This is a genomic window from Paenibacillus sp. FSL P4-0081 (assembly GCF_000758565.1).
Taxonomy (GTDB): domain Bacteria; phylum Bacillota; class Bacilli; order Paenibacillales; family Paenibacillaceae; genus Paenibacillus_AQ; species Paenibacillus_AQ phytohabitans.
Map to the genome: position 1 here is coordinate 8,406,915 of NZ_CP009280.1, position 16,140 is coordinate 8,423,054.

Sequence of the window (16,140 nt, forward strand, 5' to 3'; positions counted from 1 at the left end):
TTATAGCGCGATTCGTTACAAAGCTTGTCAATATCTTAGGCAACGTCGTTCGTAATGAGATAACGAATTACTTCGTCGGAAATCTTCATGAGACGTTCCAATTCGGTAACTACTGCAGGTTCTGCATTGAAGTTAACCAAAACATAAACGCCATCACGGAATTTCTTGATCTCATACGCAAGACGGCGTTTACCTTGCACATCGTGCTTTGTAATTTCTCCGCCGTTGGAGATGATGCCTTGGAATTTTTCGACTGCTGCTTGAACGGCTTCTTGTTCAATGTCAGGACGAATAATGTACATGACTTCATATTTGCGCATAATTTTCACCTCCTTATGGTCTGAGGCCCCTGATCACGTCAGGAGCAAGGAACGAGCACAAACATAGACTCGCACCAAATCAGTATACCAAATCCCACTGATGAATGCAAGCTTTATTCATACGCACCAGATCATGGGACCTGTTTTCATCTTTCGGGGTCCCCGCAAAGCACCTGACTACTCCCCGAAGCTAAGCCCCACTTTGTGGGGTTAATTTATGTACATGAAGATGTCTCTGCAAGGCCACAATATAACCGCTCCACCACTTTACAGAAGGAGGCTTATCATACTATGGGCGAGAAAACAGAGTACGAAAAGGGCGATAAAGCCCCCAATCCGGGGGTTTATACAGAAGTAGGCGAAGCGCGCAGCTTCCATACCGAGATCCAGAATCCCAAGCGGATTGAAATGGAGAAGGGCGACACGTTTCCTGAGACCTCCAACCAGAACCGCAAGTGGAAAAAAGTCGAGAAAGCACGCGTGCATTAATTAATCAATCGCATGTATAAAACCTGTCCGGCTGCACATACTATACTCAGGCAGTACAAAAGAGAGGTGTGGTTCCGTTGAACGTCGTAGACGAACACAATCACAGGGATTCTGAATCAGCAACTATTGTAACCCGGGGAGAGTAAAGGCCGCTCCTAAAAAAAGCAGCCTGGCACAACCTGTTTCACTTTAGCGGCTACAAACAGAGATTTCCAAACATCATTGATGTACTGCCTCTGGAGAGAGACCTGCAAAGGTCTCTCTTTTTGTATGTCTTCATGCAGAAATAAAAAAACCTTCGTCACCTGAACGAAGGGATAGTAGTTATTGTATATAATGCTGAAGTGGCGGAGAGGGTGGGATTCGAACCCACGCACGCTGTGACACGCCTAACTGATTTCGAGTCAGCCCCCTTGGGCCTCTTGGGTACCTCTCCGCAGCAAGAGTTATTGTATCATGGCAGCATTACAATTGCAAGCTTTTTGACTAACACTTTGCCTCCTGCTGCAAGCTTAATTGTTTTCGGCTCCGCTTTCAGCAGAATGAAGAACCTTCTTCATGTTTTTTTCGAATTTAGCGCGGGGGATCAGGACGCTATGCTGACAGCCGGTACATTTAATCCGGATATCCATTCCCATACGGATAATCTCCATCTCGTTCGTTCCGCAGGGATGCGGCTTCTTCATCTGTACAATATCACCCAGCCCGAATACTTTGCGTTCCATTATTCTTCTTCCCCTTCCTCTCCCTCTTGCGCAGCAGCTATCTGTCTTCTCGGACTTGCCTGCTGCTCCTCACGGGCTCTACGGGCGCTCTCAGAGAGTTCCTCCTCTTGAGCCGCTTCAGCCTCCCTTGCCTCCCTGTCTGCCTGCACACGAGCCTCCTGCTCTGCCTTGGCTGCTTCCAAAGCGCTCTGCTGCTCCAGGGCCTGCTTAATATCACTCTGAATCTGCCGCTCTGCGGAATCTCTGGCGTTAGGCATGCAATTAGCCGCCACCCGGATTACATACTCCGAAGTACTCATCGACTGAATACCCAGTACATTGGGATAGTCAATTACACTGGGGTTCCGTTCCTCTATCCCCTTAAGCGCTTCTCCAATCAGTGCAAGTGTTGCTTCTAAACCCCGCTCTATTTTGACAGGCACATCCACTACCGCCAGGGCATTAGCCAGCGAATAATTCGTAACGTTTACAATCGTGCCATTCGGTATAATATGCACTTCCCCTGTCGCACTCAGCAGCCGGGTCGTTCTCAGGCCAATCATTTCTACCGTACCTTTATAGGTTCCACTCTGGATGACATCGCCTACTGCAAATTGATCCTCGAAGATGATGAAGAAACCAGTAATTACATCTTTGACCAAACTTTGTGCGCCGAACCCTATCGCCAGCCCCACAACTCCGGCCCCGGCCAGCAGCGGTTTCAGATCGAATTGGAATACAGACAGAATCATCATAATCATGACAAAATTACAGATGAAGGCAACCACATTTTTCATAAGTCCGCCTACTGTTGAGAATCGGCGGTTATTCGCTAAGCGCCTTCCCCGCGTCTCCCTCTCCAGGGAACGGTCGATAACACCCGAGACTACTTTAATAATCACCCGGGTCACAAGAAAAAGCAGTAGAATCTGTACCCCGGAAAACAGCACGGTTGCCCACATATCTGCATTGGTTATCCATTCCCATATTCTATCCTTAAAGCGGACCGCTTCTTCGACTGCCTCGCTCGGTGTTGTCACTTCCAGCATCCAGTTATTCATCTAGCTCCTCCTTCTCCACAACCTCCACATATCCAATACCATCACTTGATTTGGCAAAGATCCCGCGTATCTCTACATTCTGCTCCGCCACAATGACCCGCACCTCTTCCAATGCATTCCGGTAGAATTGGATCGACATGGCGCAACCGGCTGTAATCTCCTTGGGTGTAGGAAATATATCAATTTCAATCTCCGCATATTCCAGCAGCATCTCAGCGCGCAGCGCCTGCTGGGTCGAATCAAAGGCTATTAGCAGTTCATCCTCCACACTCCGCGCCTCCTCTGGGCTATTCGTCCTATCTATTGCCGCCATAGTATAAAAAGCCACTTTCATCCATATACTAGGATCATCAGAACAGAAAGGAAGATCATATGAATTTCTCTTCTAAAGCTTCATCCCTGCAAGAACCATCCTGTTTAAAAATATCACATGCTGATCCCGATATCTATTCTGCGATTACCCACCGGCTTCTTTTCCACTTTTCACGCACACGTACAGATACACCAATCGTTATTGTCTGTGTAGGCACAGACCGCTCTACCGGTGATTCCCTTGGACCGCTGGTCGGCACTGCGCTTGCCCGCTTCCATAGCCCCTTATTCCATCTCTACGGAACGCTGGACGAGCCAGTTCATGCTGTTAACCTGGAGGAGACTCTCTCCCTCATTTATCAGAAGCACCCTAACCCGTTCATCATCGGAATTGATGCCTGTCTGGGCCAGTCAACAAGCGTTGGCTGTATCCAGGTCGTAGACGGCCCCCTCCGGCCGGGAGCAGGGGTCAACAAGCAACTCCCGCCAGTAGGCGATATCCATTTGACAGGCATTGTGAATGTCGGCGGCTTCATGGAATATTTTGTACTGCAGAATACGAGATTAAGCCTTGTAATGAGATTATCCGATATCATTGCTTCCAGCCTATACTCCGCACTTAAGCAATGGAACCTTCATGCTAGATCTGCTGCAGCGCGAGAGCAATAACTTCCTTCTCCTCTGGAGACAGAGGATACTGCGACACTCCCTTTTCAAGCGGCTTGGAGTATATATATGAGTTCTCGCGGTTGTGCAGGCTGCTCAGCACAATTCCGCTATGGTTGTCATCCAGAATGGCAAGCGAGAAGCTCAGATCATTGCCGCGCTCTCCAAAGGCATTATAGCGTTTCATGGCTACCTTGGACTTCATCCCCCGCATTTTGGCTTGTGCGGCTTCAATCATTGCCTTATGCTCACGCTGACCATCCTCCAGCATATCTCCCTGGTTCTTCAGGTTTACCAGCAGGCTCTCCAGATCCTCAATGCCGTTCCCGGTCATCATCGCTTCATATCTGCGCCGCATCTTGCGGATCTTGGCACCTTGAATAATTAGAACAATTGCCAGCAGAATAATTATCACTGCAAAACCCATAATGAACACCGACAGCTGTTCACTTATTACTTCATTTAATTCCGACATATATGGACCATCCTTTGTCTAAATATAAAAATTCATCAGGTTTCACATGATAGCTATCCTTCTATTTCCCGCCGAACGGTACCGTCCTTTAAAAAGGACGCCAACACCATGTCCACTTGTTATCTTGTTCGTGAAGCACCATACATTTCGGCCATGGCATCCAGCAATCTGTTAACATCCTCTTCTGTCGAGCTTACACCAACACTCGCCCTCACCGCACCACTCTCCAAAGTGTCTGCGGCTTTATGGGCCAGCGGCGTACAATGCATGCCTGCACGCACTGCAATGTTATATTCACGGTCCAGGCGATGGGCAATATCCGCTGACTCTTGTCCCTCCACTACAAACGCGACAATTCCGCTGCGCTGAATGCCCAGGCCAGGGCCGAGAATCCTAATCCCCGGGATGAAGGCCAAGCCTTCCATCAGCCTCTGCGTCAGCTCCCACTCCTGCATATGAATCCGTTCCGTTCCCATAGCCAGTATCTCCTTCACACCCGCCAGTAGCCCGGCTACACCAACAGCGTTCTGAGTGCCAGCTTCATAGCGGTCAGGCCGCACCATGGGCTGATCACTATTTTCCGACTGGCTGCCTGTTCCGCCGTGCATCAGAGGTTCCAGATCTAAGTGTGGCGATATATACAGTCCCCCGGTGCCTTGAGGTCCTAACAACCCTTTGTGCCCCGGAAAAGCCAGCAGATCGATATTCATTTCCGGCACATTTATATCTAGTGAGCCCGCACTCTGAGCAGCATCTACCAGAAACACAGCTCCGTGTGATTTGGCCATATCGCCAATAATTCCAAGAGGAAGTATACTCCCGAGCAGATTGGAGCTGTGATTACAAACCACCATTCTGGTATTGTGGCGGAACGATTTTTGAAGTTCTAGCAGATCAACCTGCCCCTCACCATCCACCTGTAAATAATCCACTTCAATACCTATTGTCCGGCGCAAATACTCTAAGGGTCTGCGTACAGAGTTATGTTCTGTCATCGTTGAAATTACATGATCCCCTGGTTGAAGTGTACCCTTAATAGCCATATTTAGCCCCATGGTTGTGTTATGGGTAAAGGCAATATTCTGAGCATTGGAGACAGCGAACAGTTGAGCCAGCAAAGCCCGTGCCCGCACCAGCACGCGCCCTGTACCTATCGCCAGCGAGTGGTTACCGCGTCCGGCATTTGCCCCTGAATGCTCCAGAGCATCCACCATTGCAGCAGCCACTGCAGGCGGCTTAGGCCACGAGGTTGCTGCATGATCCAGATAAACCAGTCTCTCCATCTCTTCACCTCACTATTTTCCGTTTAAAAAACATATCCCTCCATATCCGTTTTAGGGATATCTCAGGATATGTTTTCGGCACAAATATCCAAATCAGTTCCCGAGCAACTCCAGCAGTCTTTCCAGGTCTTGGGCACTGTAATAATTTAATTCTATTTTTCCTTTTTCCTTACCTTGCTTAATCTTAACGGTTGTTTTGAAGCGTTCCCGCAATACTTCCTCAACGTTATCAATATAAGGATCGCGTTTGACCACCTTAGCTTTGATCCCATTCGCAGGTTTGCGGTCGAGGTTTTTCACTACCTCTTCCAACTCTCTCACACTCCACTGCTGTTCCACACACTGTTCAGCTAATTGCTTTATCGTCTCCGGATCTTTCAGCGCTACAATTGCCCGGGCATGGCCCATAGAAATTGTTCCACGTGAAACATAATCCTTCACTTCCTCCGGCAGACTAAGCAGCCGCAGGAAGTTGGCAATATGGGATCTGGACTTCCCCACCTTCAGTGATAGCTCTTCTTGGGTAAGAGCAAATTGATCCATTAGCCCTTGATATGCAACCGCAATTTCCATTGCGTTTAGATTCTCACGCTGCAGGTTTTCAATCAGGGCAATCTCCATAACCTGCTGGTCGCTTAAGCTGCGGACTACCGCAGGGATCGTTGCTTTGCCGCAATACTGGGATGCACGGAACCGGCGTTCACCGGCAATGATCTCATAACCCTTCAATACACTGCGGACAATGATTGGTTGAATGACCCCGTGCTGTCTGATAGATTCAGCCAGCTCCTGAATAGCTTCTTCGTTGAAATCTTTACGCGGCTGATACGGATTGGCTCTTAACTGCGACAAGGGTATTTCTACAACCTTGTCATCCTCGTTAATGGATAAAGAAGGTATTAAAGCATCCAAGCCTTTGCCTAGGCGCTTACTCATAAGAAATCACTTCCTTTGCCAACTCTAAATACACTTCCGCTCCTTTGGAACGGGAATCATAAGTAATAATGGATTGTCCGTGTGAAGGAGCTTCACTCAGGCGGACATTACGCGGAATAATGGTTCTATATACCTTCTCCTGGAAGTACTTTTTCACTTCTTCAATCACCTGAATCCCCAGATTGGTCCGGGCATCAAGCATAGTGAGCAGTACCCCCTCTATCTTAAGGTGAGGGTTAAGATTCTTCTGCACCAGTCTTACCGTGTTAAGCAGTTGGCTTAGCCCTTCAAGCGCGTAGTATTCACATTGAATCGGTATAATGACTGAATCCGCTGCTGTCAGAGAATTAATGGTAAGAATGCCCAACGATGGAGGGCAATCGATGATGATGTAATCATAATTCGCCTTGACCGCATTTAGAGCCTTCTTCAGCTTTAGTTCTCTGGATATGGTAGAGACTAATTCAATTTCCGCACCCGCCAATTGAATAGTAGCCGGTATGATATGAAGGCCTTCGATTTGGGTCTCCAATATCGTTTCCTGCGGGTTTGCTTCATTAATAAGAATATCATAAATGCAATTTGCTACATCCGCTTTGTTGACGCCAACGCCGCTCGTAGTGTTGCCTTGCGGATCAATATCAACAAGCAGCACTCTTTTCCCTAAAGTAGCCATGCCGGCACCCAGGTTTACAGAGGTTGTTGTTTTACCGACCCCGCCTTTTTGATTTGCTATGGCAATAATCTTGGACACTTATTTCACCTCGAATTGTTAGAAAGAATCATCTTGTAAGGTCATGAGTTGTATTGGCATAATGATTTGTATACTACGGCATCACATGTGCGGGAAGTGTAGACAAATATACATTAACTTATCCATAAAGTGTATGTGTGATAACGTCTGGAGCTAGTCATAGAAAAGGCGGCCAATCACCTCAGGGCCGCCTTCAGCTTTTGAAACCATTTATCTTTTTGGGATTTGAATAACAATCTCATAATGATCGCCACGGTCATTCTCGGAGGTCTTGATTTCCATCCCCGAACCGGACACCATGTCTATGGATTGGCGAATGGTATTAAGAGCGAGACGAACATCTTTTGTATAGGATACCCGTTTTGATTTCTTAGTCTGTGTAACGGCTTTATAGAATGCAATACGTGCTTCTGTTTGCTTCACATTGAGCTCTTTGGAGATAATCTCAGCCAGCACCTTCATCTGCATCTCTTCACTGTCCAGAGACAAAAGCGAACGCGCATGACGCTCAGTGATCTTTCTTTCCATTAGTGCAACTTTGACTGCTTCCGGTAAATTCAGCAAGCGAATTTTGTTGGCAATCGTTGACTGACTTTTGCCAAGCCGTTGGGCCAGACTCTCTTGCGTCAATTGATGCAGATCAATCAGCTTCTGATAGGCGATTGCCTCTTCAATAGAAGTCAGACCCTCACGTTGCAAATTCTCTATCAGTGCAATTGAAGCTGCTTGTGAATCATTGAATTCGCGTACAAGAGCTGGAATAGTCTCCATGCCCAGCTTTTTGACCGCCCGCCAACGTCTTTCACCGGCAATGATTTCATACTGGGAATCACGCATACGCACAACGATCGGCTGGATAACTCCATGAGTTTTGATAGTCTGGCATAGCTCATCTATCTTGTCATCATCAAATATCGTCCGTGGTTGATATGGACTGCTGATAACCTCATGAACCGGGATTTGTTTGATCTCTTCTCCGCTGCTCCGCTCGGTAAATCCAAAAAGCTTGGTGAATTGTTCTTTCATTCCGTTCATAACCACCTAATTTCGTTATAGTACGATCCTTCTAACCTTTCTTGCGAAAAGCCTATCGTACAGCGTGAGAAAAGCATCTATCCTATTCATAGTCGCTTTCCCTACATTAAAGAATGAATCAGATCGCTGATCAGCTCTTTAATTCAAGAACAGCCTGGCCATATTTCTGACCTGCAGTTCTCTGCAACCAGGGTAGTAACAGAGTAGCTGAAGAGTCTTCTCTATAAAAAGTCTTACTATAGTATTCTATCACTTTTCTGCTCATAATCCTATTCTCCATATAGACCTATTTTTCCTGCCTAAAGGTCCCCCCGACTCCCCTTATTCACAAATAAACTCGATATGGTCCAGTCTTGAGGTTATATGTTATGGCACTGGTGAAAATGCCGTTGATGGGGGCATATACCACAAATCTCATAAAAAAAGATCAAGCCCATTCTGCATGAGCTTGATCTGGTTTCGTAAATATGATTTTGATTGTTTCACGTGAAACAATTATACAAGGGGCGACTTCGCTGGTACTCCTGGCTTACGCGGATACTTCGCTGGTGTTGCCCCGGTCTTACGTACGAGAATAATATGCCGGGCGGATTCTTCAATAGGCAAGCTGAAGGATTCCACCTTCTGCAGTTCAGCGCGAAGTTCCTTGAAACTGCGTCTGGCTTCTGCCAATTCCTCAGCCGGGTCGCTTCCCTTCATTGCGGCGAAGATTCCATCCTTACGTGTGAACGGAAGACAAAATTCATTCAAAAGAGATAGGCGGGCAACTGCACGGGCAGTCACCACATCATAAGCATCACGGTGGACAAACTGTCTGGCGACATCCTCGGCACGTCCGTGGATCAGTTGTACTCCCGTCAGGCCCAGGGTGTCACATACATGCTGCAAAAAAGAGATCCGTTTGCTGAGTGAGTCTACAATCGTCAGCTTCAGATGCGGGAAACAAATCTTCAGCGGGATTCCAGGAAACCCTGCACCCGATCCGATATCAGCAAGACTCTTGGTTTCATCCATATCCAGATAGAAAGCCAGAGATAGGGAGTCGTAGAAATGCTTCGTATACACCTGGCTTCTTTCCGTAATACCAGTAAGGTTCATCTTCTCATTCCAGGAAATCAACTCCTGGAAGTATAGTTCGAATTGTTCTAATTGCTTCGTTGAGAGCTGTAGTCCGCGCTCCTTGAGCAGAGCGGTGAACTGGGCTGCCGTATTATCCATAGATTATCCTTTCGCCGCTGTCACACGGTTATAATGCTCCAAGTGTACCAGCAAAATCGAGATATCCGCCGGTGTTACTCCTCCGATGCGTGAAGCCTGGCCAATGGAGATGGGGGCGATTTTGGTCAGCTTTTGCCGGGCTTCCATCGCAAGTCCATGAATCTCATTGTAGTTGATATCTTCAGGGATCTTCTTCTTCTCCATCTTCTGCAGCTTCTCAACATGCTGGAGCTGTTTCTCAATATATCCGGCATACTTTATCTGAATCTCAACCTGCTCCTTCATCTCTTCGTCCAGTTCTTCCGGGGCAGGCGATATCATATCTACGAAGCTGTAGGCAAGCTCCGGACGGCGCATTAAGGTCAGCAGATTGCTTCCGTCAACAATCGGTGCAGAGTCATATCCGGCAAGAGCTTCATTTACTTGAACAGGTTTAACCTTCGTTTCCTGCAGGCGGATGATTTCACGATCCACCCGTCCTTTTTTATCAAGGAATGCCTCATACCGTTGCTCTGGAATAAGTCCAATTTCATAACCGATTGGAGTCAGGCGCAGGTCCGCATTATCATGACGGAGCAGCAGGCGGTATTCCGCACGCGAAGTCAGCAGACGATAAGGTTCATTGGTTCCCTTGGTGACGAGATCATCAATCAGCACACCGATATAACCTTGGGACCGGTCAAGCACCACCGGCTCCTTCTCCTGTACTTTACGCGCTGCGTTAATGCCTGCAATTACACCCTGCCCTGCAGCTTCCTCATAACCGGAGGTACCGTTGATTTGCCCTGCTGTGAACAGTCCCGGCAACCGTTTGGTTTCAAGGGAAGGCCAGAGCTGTGTTGGAACCATCGCATCATATTCAATGGCATAGCCGTTACGCATCATTTCAACCTTTTCCATGCCGGGAATGGAACGCAGCACTGCCAGTTGTACATCCTCAGGGAGGCTTGTAGACAGACCTTGTACATAGTATTCCGATGTGTTTTTACCTTCAGGCTCAAGGAAGATTTGATGCTGTGATTTATCGCTGAACCGCACGACCTTATCTTCGATCGATGGACAATAGCGAGGACCTGTTCCTTCAATAATTCCGGTAAACATCGGTGCCCGGTGCAGGTTGTCATTAATAATCTGATGTGTGACCGGTGATGTGTAAGTCAGCCAGCAAGGCAGCTGTTCATTATCTGATGACTTGGTTTCAAAAGAGAAGAATTTCGGTTTATCATCGCCCGGCTGGATTTCTGTCTTGGAGAAATCAATCGTGTCCTTATGCACACGCGGTGGTGTTCCTGTCTTAAAGCGGACAAGATCGAATCCAAGCTCACGCAAATTCTCCGACAACCGTACGGACGGCTGCTGATTGTTCGGTCCGCTCTCATAAGTCAGTTCACCCATAATCACTTTGCCGCGCAGATAGGTTCCGGTCGTCAGGATAACAGTTTTGCTGTGATATATGGTTCCGGTCTTCGTAACAACCCCGGCACAGCGGCCGTCCTCAACAATCAGTTCTTCCACCATGCCCTGGCGCAGTGTCAGGTTTGGCGTCTTTTCCATCGTTTCCTTCATCGCATGCTGATAGAGGAACTTGTCTGCCTGTGCACGAAGTGCATGGACAGCAGGTCCTTTCCCGGTATTAAGCATCCGCAGCTGAATGAAAGTCTTATCTATATTGCGGCCCATTTCCCCGCCCAGCGCATCAATTTCACGCACTACATGGCCCTTGGCGGGTCCGCCAATGGATGGATTACATGGCATGAAGGCCACCATATCCAGGTTAATCGTGATCATCAGTGTGCGGCAGCCCATCCGTGCAGCAGCCAGAGCCGCTTCACAGCCGGCATGTCCGGCGCCAATGACGACAACATCATAGCTGCCTCCATCATAATTCATAACTGTTCCCTCCTTTTATTTGCCTAAGCAGAACTGCGAGAAAATCTGATCCAGCAGAGAATCCGCAGCCGTATCTCCAACGATCTCACCGAGCTGCTCCCAGGCCAGACGCACATCAATCTGTATCATATCTATAGGAATAAGCATCTCCGCAGCTTCGTAGGCATCCTGAAGTGATTTATGCGCCTTCTTCAGCAGGGCAATATGTCTTACATTACTTACGTAAGTCAAGTCACCCGACTCCAGCTTGCCTCCGAAAAAGAGTGCCGAGATCGCCTCTTCCAGTTTATCCAGTCCTTCCTCTTCCAGCACAGACATCGGTACAATGCTCGATTCGTCAAAAAAAGAGCGCAGCTTATCCGTATCCAGACGGGACGGTAAGTCCATTTTATTCATGATGACCAAGGCTTGTCTACCGTGGATTTGTTCCATAAGTGCCAGTTCATCCTCATGCAGCTCATCATTGGCATTCAGCACCAGCAGAATCAGATCCGCATCGCTAAAAGCCGCCTTCGAACGTTCCACACCGATTCTTTCTACCACATCCATCGTTTCACGGATACCGGCAGTGTCCAGCAGCTTCAGGGGAATATTATTAATCGTAACATACTCTTCTATTACATCACGCGTTGTTCCCGGAATATCGGTTACAATCGCCTTGTTGTCGCGGGCAAGCGCGTTAAGCAGGGAGGATTTGCCGACATTAGGCCGGCCTACAATTGCTGTTGTAATCCCTTCGCGCAGAATCTTTCCTTCATTAGCTGTACGAAGCAGCTTGTTAATGCCTTCCATAACCTCTTGGCTCTTGTCCTTGATGAAATCGGCAGTTAAGGATTCCACATCATGTTCCGGATAATCAATGTTCACTTCAATATGAGCCAGCATCTCAATAAGAGTGTGCCGAAGCTCATGAATCCGTGCGGATAGAGAACCGCTAACCTGCTTAAGCGCAACCGAGAAGGCACGGTCTGATTTGGAACGAATCAGGTCGATAACAGCCTCCGCCTGCGAAAGATCAATCCGTCCGCCCAGAAAAGCACGTTTGGTGAATTCCCCCGGCTCAGCCAGCCGGATATCCTGCTGCAGCAGCAGGTCCATCACTCTTCTTACAGAGATTACGCCGCCATGGGCACTGATCTCCACTACATCTTCCGTTGTAAAAGAACGCGGTCCCTTCATAACCGTAACCAGCACTTCTTCCATCCGCTCCCCATCCAGCGGACTTACAATATGTCCATAATGCACAGTATGGGATTCAGCTTCCGTAAGGGGGATACGGCTTTGGAACAATGGAGCAACCTGGCTGATAGCCTGCGGTCCGCTAACCCGGATGATGGCAATTCCGCCCTCCCCCAGAGCCGTCGATACAGCAGCAATAGTGTCACTAAGCATGTTGTTATTCACCTCTGACTTGATCTTTTCTTATTTGTATCTTCAAGTGGAAACGGTTAAGCCGTCCTCCAAAGGACGGCATACGTTTCAGCGGGAAATATAAGGGTAATATATTTCGCGAACCATATAAATTGTTATATTTCAAAAAAACAATGACTCCTCGCATAGGTCAAGGAGTCATTGCGGCATATAGATCTACTTCAATGTTATAACGACGCGGCGGTTCGGTTCTTCACCCTTGCTAAGCGTGTTAACCTGCCGGTGATCTTGTAATCTGGAATGAATAATCTTGCGTTCCTGCGGGGACATGGGTTCCAGGACGACCTCTTTACGGGTCCGGACTACACGTCCCGCGAGCCGGTCCGCCAATTCCTCAAGCGTCTTCTTGCGGCGTTCACGGAAGTTCTCCGCATCCAGCACAAGGCGGATGAAGCTGTCGGAATAGCGGTTGGCAACAATATTAGCCAAATACTGCAGAGCATCGAGAGTTTGTCCTCTTCTGCCGATCAGCAGCCCGAGATCCGGACCGGATATTTGCAGAACAGTTGATTCCTTGGTATGAACGATTTCAACTTCCACCTCGAGCCCCATGCTCTTGGCGACATCCACAATGAAATGAACGGCCTGTTGGTAAGCTTCCTCCACCGGTTGTCCGGAATCCTGGCGCGGTACGCCGCTGATCGCCTCTGGTTTGCTCTCTCTTGTTGACTGCTGAGACAGTAGCGGAGCACTCGCCGCTGATGCCGGTGCGGCTTCAGAGATCAAGGTCAATTCTACCTTGGCTCCCTTCGCACCGATCAATCCAAGGAATCCTTTTGACGGCTGTTCAAGTACGTTGACCGTTACCCGGTCCTTCTGAACTCCAAGCTGGTTAAGTCCCCGTTCTACAGCTTCTTCAATGGTTTTCCCTGTCGCGACGACTTTGCTCATTTTGACTTTTTGACCCCCTTCTTCCCTTTGCTGCTATTACCTTTTGCAGCAGGAGTAACATCTTTGCGGGCGTTATTGTTGCTGTTCTTGCTCTTCGTCAAATTCACTTCTTTGGCTTTGCCGTTACCCGCAGTAGCGTTAGCGGTGGCACTTGCAGCGGCAATAGCCGCTTTATGTTTATCGTTGTTGCGGTACAAGAAGTAGTTCTGAATAATGGTGTACAGATTGCTATAGAACCAGTACAGCGGAAGCGCAGACGGGAAGTTGTAGGACATGATGAAAATCAGAACCGGGTATACCATCATCATGAACTGCATTGGACCCTGCTGTTGTACCGGGTTCATTTTGGTCATCATACGGGTCTGAATGAATGTCGTAGCAGCGGCAAGAAGCGGCAGAATGAACAGGTGATCGGGCTTGCCGAGCTGCAGCCACAGGAAGTCATGCAATCTAAGATCCGGGTTGTAATAGATCGAGTTGTACAGGGCGATGAAGATCGGCATCTGCACGATCAGCGGCAGACAGCCTGCCATCGGATTTACCTTGTTCTCCTGGAACAGGCGCATCGTTTCCTGCTGTACCTTTTCGGGCTCATCTTTATATTTTTTCTTAATCTTCTCAAGTTCCGGTTGGATGGCCTGCATCGCACGTGAACTCTTAACCTGTTTCATGGTAAGCGGCAAAATTAACGTACGCACAATGATAACCATTACAAGTACGGCTAATCCGTACTGGCCATTAAACCACTTCGCGAAAGTATCCAGTGCAATGGCGAAATAATAGACGACATTACTCTGCCAGAAGCCTCCATTTTTCAAATCTTCCGTAGTGTGCGTCACTGATGCCGCCCCAGACGGAGAACACCCCGACAGAACAGCAATCATTAGAACCATTAACCCGAGGAGAAGAAACATTTTTCCTCGCTTAGTCTTCATTAGAGACACTTCAAAACCCCTCTCATAAACATTCCATTGCACCGTAAATCATAACATAATTATGGATACAAATAAACAAGCCCCCTGTGCCCCTCTTACTTGTGCAAAGCCTTGAGCAGCTTGGCTTTGCGAAGCACATGCAGCACGCTTTTCTCGAGCTCGCCGTAATCCTTGGAGAGAGCTCCTTTTCTTACGATGAACACGATGTCCAGACCCCCGATAATTTCCGGCTCATGGTGACGGACAATTTCCTTTACCAGCCGCCTCATACGGTTGCGTACCACGGCGTTTCCAACCTTCTTGCTGACAGATATACCTACGCGGAAACGCTCCACCTCTTTTCTGGGAAACCAGTACACCACATATTGATGATTCGCAAATGACTTCCCATGGCGGTATACGCGGCTGAAGTCGGCACGGTTTCGTAATCGTAGACTTTTGTGCACGGGACTCTCCTATTCAAATACCGGATTTCGCGTAAGCTCCGGAATTTCATCTTCTAATTAGTATAGTCATTCAGGTGATGCCATAAACGGCATCTGTTTCAGCGGAAAGATAAGGCTCCTTCATAATGCAAAGCGTATACATTTTCATCTTTCAAAAAAACCCCGCAGTAGCGCTATCATCCTCTGCAGAGCCAAACTTTTATTGTTGCAGCTGCAGAATAACAGTGGTCCTCCCGCTCTGAGGAGATGCATCCAATTCTGCGCTATATATAGAAGGGAAAAATGCCGGGCATCCTCTTCCTTCCTTATATAACAATCAAAAAAAGCCCCGCAAAGTGCGGCTCTGTAGTGAAGCGTGATCCGTAACTTTTGCGGGGATCCCATGTAAAATAACCCCACAAAGTGGGGCTTTGCTTCGATGATTACTCAGGTACTTTATGGGGACCCCATTGAATTCTCATCTTGTAAAAAAGGACCACCGCAGTGGTCCCTAAGTGGCCTAACTTACGCACTCAAAACTTTTCTGCCTTTCAAGCGGCGGGCTGCCAGCACTTTGCGGCCGTTTTTCGTGCTCATTCTTTTGCGGAAACCATGCACCTTTTTGCGTTTGCTCACATTCGGTCTGAACGTCGGTCTCATGTATTGCACCTCCCTTACAGGAACTTAATTACTGTCATATAAGCAGAAACGGACTAAGCCGTCCTTAGAGTAGGGACAGTATCTACAAGTATTATCAATTAAATTTGGAGACATATCCTCACAGAAAACACCTTTATATATTTAAACACATAATCAAGGCAAAAGTCAACCTTGTCCCCTTCCTCCCTCTTTTTTATTTCTCCACAGGTCTCTTCAACTGCTGCTGTCTATCTATCCCCAGATTGCTTCCGTCCCTCCAAAATTCGGCCTCCGCGTCTTATCCACAGCCCTTTTGTCTCAAAAAGTAATCCACAGGACATTATAGTTATCCACCTGTGATCAAAAAAAATAGTCGACTGCTCACAACTGAGCACAACCTGTGTATAAAAATATCGAAGCCATGACGGAAACTGTCGAACGGTAAACAATTTATCAACAATATGTAGTGGTGTTCCTAAAAATTATACACAAGTGATTGAATTTGTGGATAAAATAGCGTGGCTCATTGAAAAACAAGGGGGGTTTTGCTATGATGGTATTACTTTTGAATGTGAATAGATTTGTTTGTTCTCTATATTATCAACAAGCTGTGGATAAAGTTGTGAACAATTCAAATTTATCCATATTTTTTTGTCTCTTGATATTGCATATTGGG

The 16,140-nt window shown here is 47.6% G+C and carries 18 protein-coding genes and 1 tRNA gene; 2 read left to right on the forward strand and 17 right to left on the reverse strand.

Translation table 11 applies throughout. The annotated features are described in order from the left end of the window. Positions 1 to 35: 35 nt before the first annotated feature. Positions 36 to 320 carry a 30S ribosomal protein S6 gene (rpsF, locus tag P40081_RS35960; RefSeq protein WP_038598251.1) on the reverse strand — a complete coding sequence of 95 codons (285 nt, stop codon included), beginning with the start codon at positions 318 to 320 and terminating at the stop codon, positions 36 to 38. Positions 321 to 611: 291 nt separating this feature from the next. Here rpsF and P40081_RS35965 point away from each other — a divergent pair, with 291 nt between their 5' ends. After that, positions 612 to 809, forward strand: a complete 198-nt coding sequence (locus tag P40081_RS35965) for a YjzC family protein (RefSeq protein ID WP_039295806.1) — start codon at positions 612 to 614, stop codon at positions 807 to 809. A gap of 345 nt (positions 810 to 1,154) precedes the next feature. Here P40081_RS35965 and P40081_RS35975 read toward each other — a convergent pair. The 4 genes from P40081_RS35975 to P40081_RS35990 form a co-directional block, all read right to left on the reverse strand. Continuing rightward, a tRNA-Ser gene (locus P40081_RS35975) sits at positions 1,155 to 1,245 on the reverse strand. A 76-nt stretch (positions 1,246 to 1,321) separates the two neighbouring features. Further along, positions 1,322 to 1,534: a DUF951 domain-containing protein gene (locus P40081_RS35980; RefSeq protein ID WP_039295799.1), complete on the reverse strand. Its 213-nt coding sequence runs from the start codon at positions 1,532 to 1,534 to the stop codon at positions 1,322 to 1,324. Continuing rightward, a complete protein-coding gene (locus P40081_RS35985; RefSeq protein WP_042140597.1) occupies positions 1,534 to 2,574 on the reverse strand; it encodes a mechanosensitive ion channel family protein in 1,041 nt (346 codons plus the stop codon). The genes P40081_RS35980 and P40081_RS35985 overlap by 1 nt, the downstream gene beginning before the upstream one ends. Further along, on the reverse strand, positions 2,567 to 2,842 hold the full coding sequence (locus P40081_RS35990) for a putative Se/S carrier protein (RefSeq protein ID WP_042140598.1): 276 nt from the start codon (positions 2,840 to 2,842) through the stop codon (positions 2,567 to 2,569). The genes P40081_RS35985 and P40081_RS35990 overlap by 8 nt, the downstream gene beginning before the upstream one ends. A 104-nt stretch (positions 2,843 to 2,946) precedes the next feature. Here P40081_RS35990 and yyaC point away from each other — a divergent pair, with 104 nt between their 5' ends. Beyond that, positions 2,947 to 3,555 carry a spore protease YyaC gene (gene yyaC, locus P40081_RS35995; RefSeq protein ID WP_039295795.1) on the forward strand — a complete coding sequence of 203 codons (609 nt, stop codon included), beginning with the start codon at positions 2,947 to 2,949 and terminating at the stop codon, positions 3,553 to 3,555. On the opposite strand, the gene P40081_RS36000 is transcribed toward yyaC, so the two are convergent. The 12 genes from P40081_RS36000 to rpmH all read right to left on the reverse strand — a co-directional run bounded on the left by P40081_RS36000 (position 3,527) and on the right by rpmH (position 15,485). Next, positions 3,527 to 4,027, reverse strand: a complete 501-nt coding sequence (locus P40081_RS36000; protein WP_042140599.1) for a DUF4446 family protein — start codon at positions 4,025 to 4,027, stop codon at positions 3,527 to 3,529. The two genes, yyaC and P40081_RS36000, sit on opposite strands and share 29 nt — an antisense overlap. 119 nt (positions 4,028 to 4,146) lie before the next feature. Continuing rightward, on the reverse strand, positions 4,147 to 5,310 hold the full coding sequence (locus tag P40081_RS36005; protein ID WP_042140600.1) for an aminotransferase class V-fold PLP-dependent enzyme: 1,164 nt from the start codon (positions 5,308 to 5,310) through the stop codon (positions 4,147 to 4,149). Between the two features lie 93 nt (positions 5,311 to 5,403). Then, positions 5,404 to 6,246 carry a ParB/RepB/Spo0J family partition protein gene (locus P40081_RS36010; RefSeq protein WP_042140601.1) on the reverse strand — a complete coding sequence of 281 codons (843 nt, stop codon included), beginning with the start codon at positions 6,244 to 6,246 and terminating at the stop codon, positions 5,404 to 5,406. Continuing rightward, complete coding sequence (locus P40081_RS36015) at positions 6,239 to 7,000, reverse strand: ParA family protein (protein ID WP_042140602.1); 762 nt, start codon at positions 6,998 to 7,000, stop codon at positions 6,239 to 6,241. Before P40081_RS36015 ends, P40081_RS36010 begins: the two co-directional genes overlap by 8 nt. Before the next feature lie 210 nt (positions 7,001 to 7,210). Continuing rightward, a complete protein-coding gene (gene noc, locus P40081_RS36020; RefSeq protein WP_039295780.1) occupies positions 7,211 to 8,026 on the reverse strand; it encodes a nucleoid occlusion protein in 816 nt (271 codons plus the stop codon). Positions 8,027 to 8,530: 504 nt separating this feature from the next. After that, complete coding sequence (gene rsmG / locus P40081_RS36025; RefSeq protein WP_042140603.1) at positions 8,531 to 9,253, reverse strand: 16S rRNA (guanine(527)-N(7))-methyltransferase RsmG; 723 nt, start codon at positions 9,251 to 9,253, stop codon at positions 8,531 to 8,533. Between the two features lie 3 nt (positions 9,254 to 9,256). Beyond that, positions 9,257 to 11,143 carry a tRNA uridine-5-carboxymethylaminomethyl(34) synthesis enzyme MnmG gene (gene mnmG, locus P40081_RS36030; protein ID WP_042140604.1) on the reverse strand — a complete coding sequence of 629 codons (1,887 nt, stop codon included), beginning with the start codon at positions 11,141 to 11,143 and terminating at the stop codon, positions 9,257 to 9,259. A 15-nt stretch (positions 11,144 to 11,158) separates the two neighbouring features. Beyond that, a complete protein-coding gene (gene mnmE / locus P40081_RS36035) occupies positions 11,159 to 12,535 on the reverse strand; it encodes a tRNA uridine-5-carboxymethylaminomethyl(34) synthesis GTPase MnmE (protein ID WP_042140605.1) in 1,377 nt (458 codons plus the stop codon). Between the two features lie 195 nt (positions 12,536 to 12,730). Beyond that, positions 12,731 to 13,465 carry an RNA-binding cell elongation regulator Jag/EloR gene (gene jag, locus P40081_RS36040; protein ID WP_039295766.1) on the reverse strand — a complete coding sequence of 245 codons (735 nt, stop codon included), beginning with the start codon at positions 13,463 to 13,465 and terminating at the stop codon, positions 12,731 to 12,733. Then, positions 13,462 to 14,409: a YidC/Oxa1 family membrane protein insertase gene (locus P40081_RS36045; protein ID WP_042140606.1), complete on the reverse strand. Its 948-nt coding sequence runs from the start codon at positions 14,407 to 14,409 to the stop codon at positions 13,462 to 13,464. The genes jag and P40081_RS36045 overlap by 4 nt, the downstream gene beginning before the upstream one ends. 86 nt (positions 14,410 to 14,495) lie before the next feature. Further along, positions 14,496 to 14,846, reverse strand: coding sequence for a ribonuclease P protein component (gene rnpA, locus P40081_RS36050; RefSeq protein WP_042140607.1), 351 nt, complete (start codon positions 14,844 to 14,846; stop codon positions 14,496 to 14,498). Between the two features lie 504 nt (positions 14,847 to 15,350). Next, positions 15,351 to 15,485, reverse strand: a complete 135-nt coding sequence (gene rpmH, locus P40081_RS36055; protein ID WP_039295761.1) for a 50S ribosomal protein L34 — start codon at positions 15,483 to 15,485, stop codon at positions 15,351 to 15,353. Between the last annotated feature and the right edge of the window lie 655 nt (positions 15,486 to 16,140).

What these genes read in the sequence shown, in the direction of transcription:
- jag (WP_039295766.1), bottom strand. Translation starts at nt 13,465, where the DNA reads ATGAGCAAAGTCGTCGCGACAGGGAAAACCATTGAAGAAGCTGTAGAA.
- P40081_RS35965 (WP_039295806.1), top strand. Translation starts at nt 612, where the DNA reads ATGGGCGAGAAAACAGAGTACGAAAAGGGCGATAAAGCCCCCAATCCG.
- noc (WP_039295780.1), bottom strand. Translation starts at nt 8,026, where the DNA reads ATGAAAGAACAATTCACCAAGCTTTTTGGATTTACCGAGCGGAGCAGC.
- P40081_RS35980 (WP_039295799.1), bottom strand. Translation starts at nt 1,534, where the DNA reads ATGGAACGCAAAGTATTCGGGCTGGGTGATATTGTACAGATGAAGAAG.
- rpsF (WP_038598251.1), bottom strand. Translation starts at nt 320, where the DNA reads ATGCGCAAATATGAAGTCATGTACATTATTCGTCCTGACATTGAACAA.
- yyaC (WP_039295795.1), top strand. Translation starts at nt 2,947, where the DNA reads ATGAATTTCTCTTCTAAAGCTTCATCCCTGCAAGAACCATCCTGTTTA.
- mnmG (WP_042140604.1), bottom strand. Translation starts at nt 11,143, where the DNA reads ATGAATTATGATGGAGGCAGCTATGATGTTGTCGTCATTGGCGCCGGA.
- rsmG (WP_042140603.1), bottom strand. Translation starts at nt 9,253, where the DNA reads ATGGATAATACGGCAGCCCAGTTCACCGCTCTGCTCAAGGAGCGCGGA.
- P40081_RS35985 (WP_042140597.1), bottom strand. Translation starts at nt 2,574, where the DNA reads ATGAATAACTGGATGCTGGAAGTGACAACACCGAGCGAGGCAGTCGAA.
- P40081_RS36005 (WP_042140600.1), bottom strand. Translation starts at nt 5,310, where the DNA reads ATGGAGAGACTGGTTTATCTGGATCATGCAGCAACCTCGTGGCCTAAG.
- rpmH (WP_039295761.1), bottom strand. Translation starts at nt 15,485, where the DNA reads ATGAGACCGACGTTCAGACCGAATGTGAGCAAACGCAAAAAGGTGCAT.
- P40081_RS36010 (WP_042140601.1), bottom strand. Translation starts at nt 6,246, where the DNA reads ATGAGTAAGCGCCTAGGCAAAGGCTTGGATGCTTTAATACCTTCTTTA.
- P40081_RS36000 (WP_042140599.1), bottom strand. Translation starts at nt 4,027, where the DNA reads ATGTCGGAATTAAATGAAGTAATAAGTGAACAGCTGTCGGTGTTCATT.
- mnmE (WP_042140605.1), bottom strand. Translation starts at nt 12,535, where the DNA reads ATGCTTAGTGACACTATTGCTGCTGTATCGACGGCTCTGGGGGAGGGC.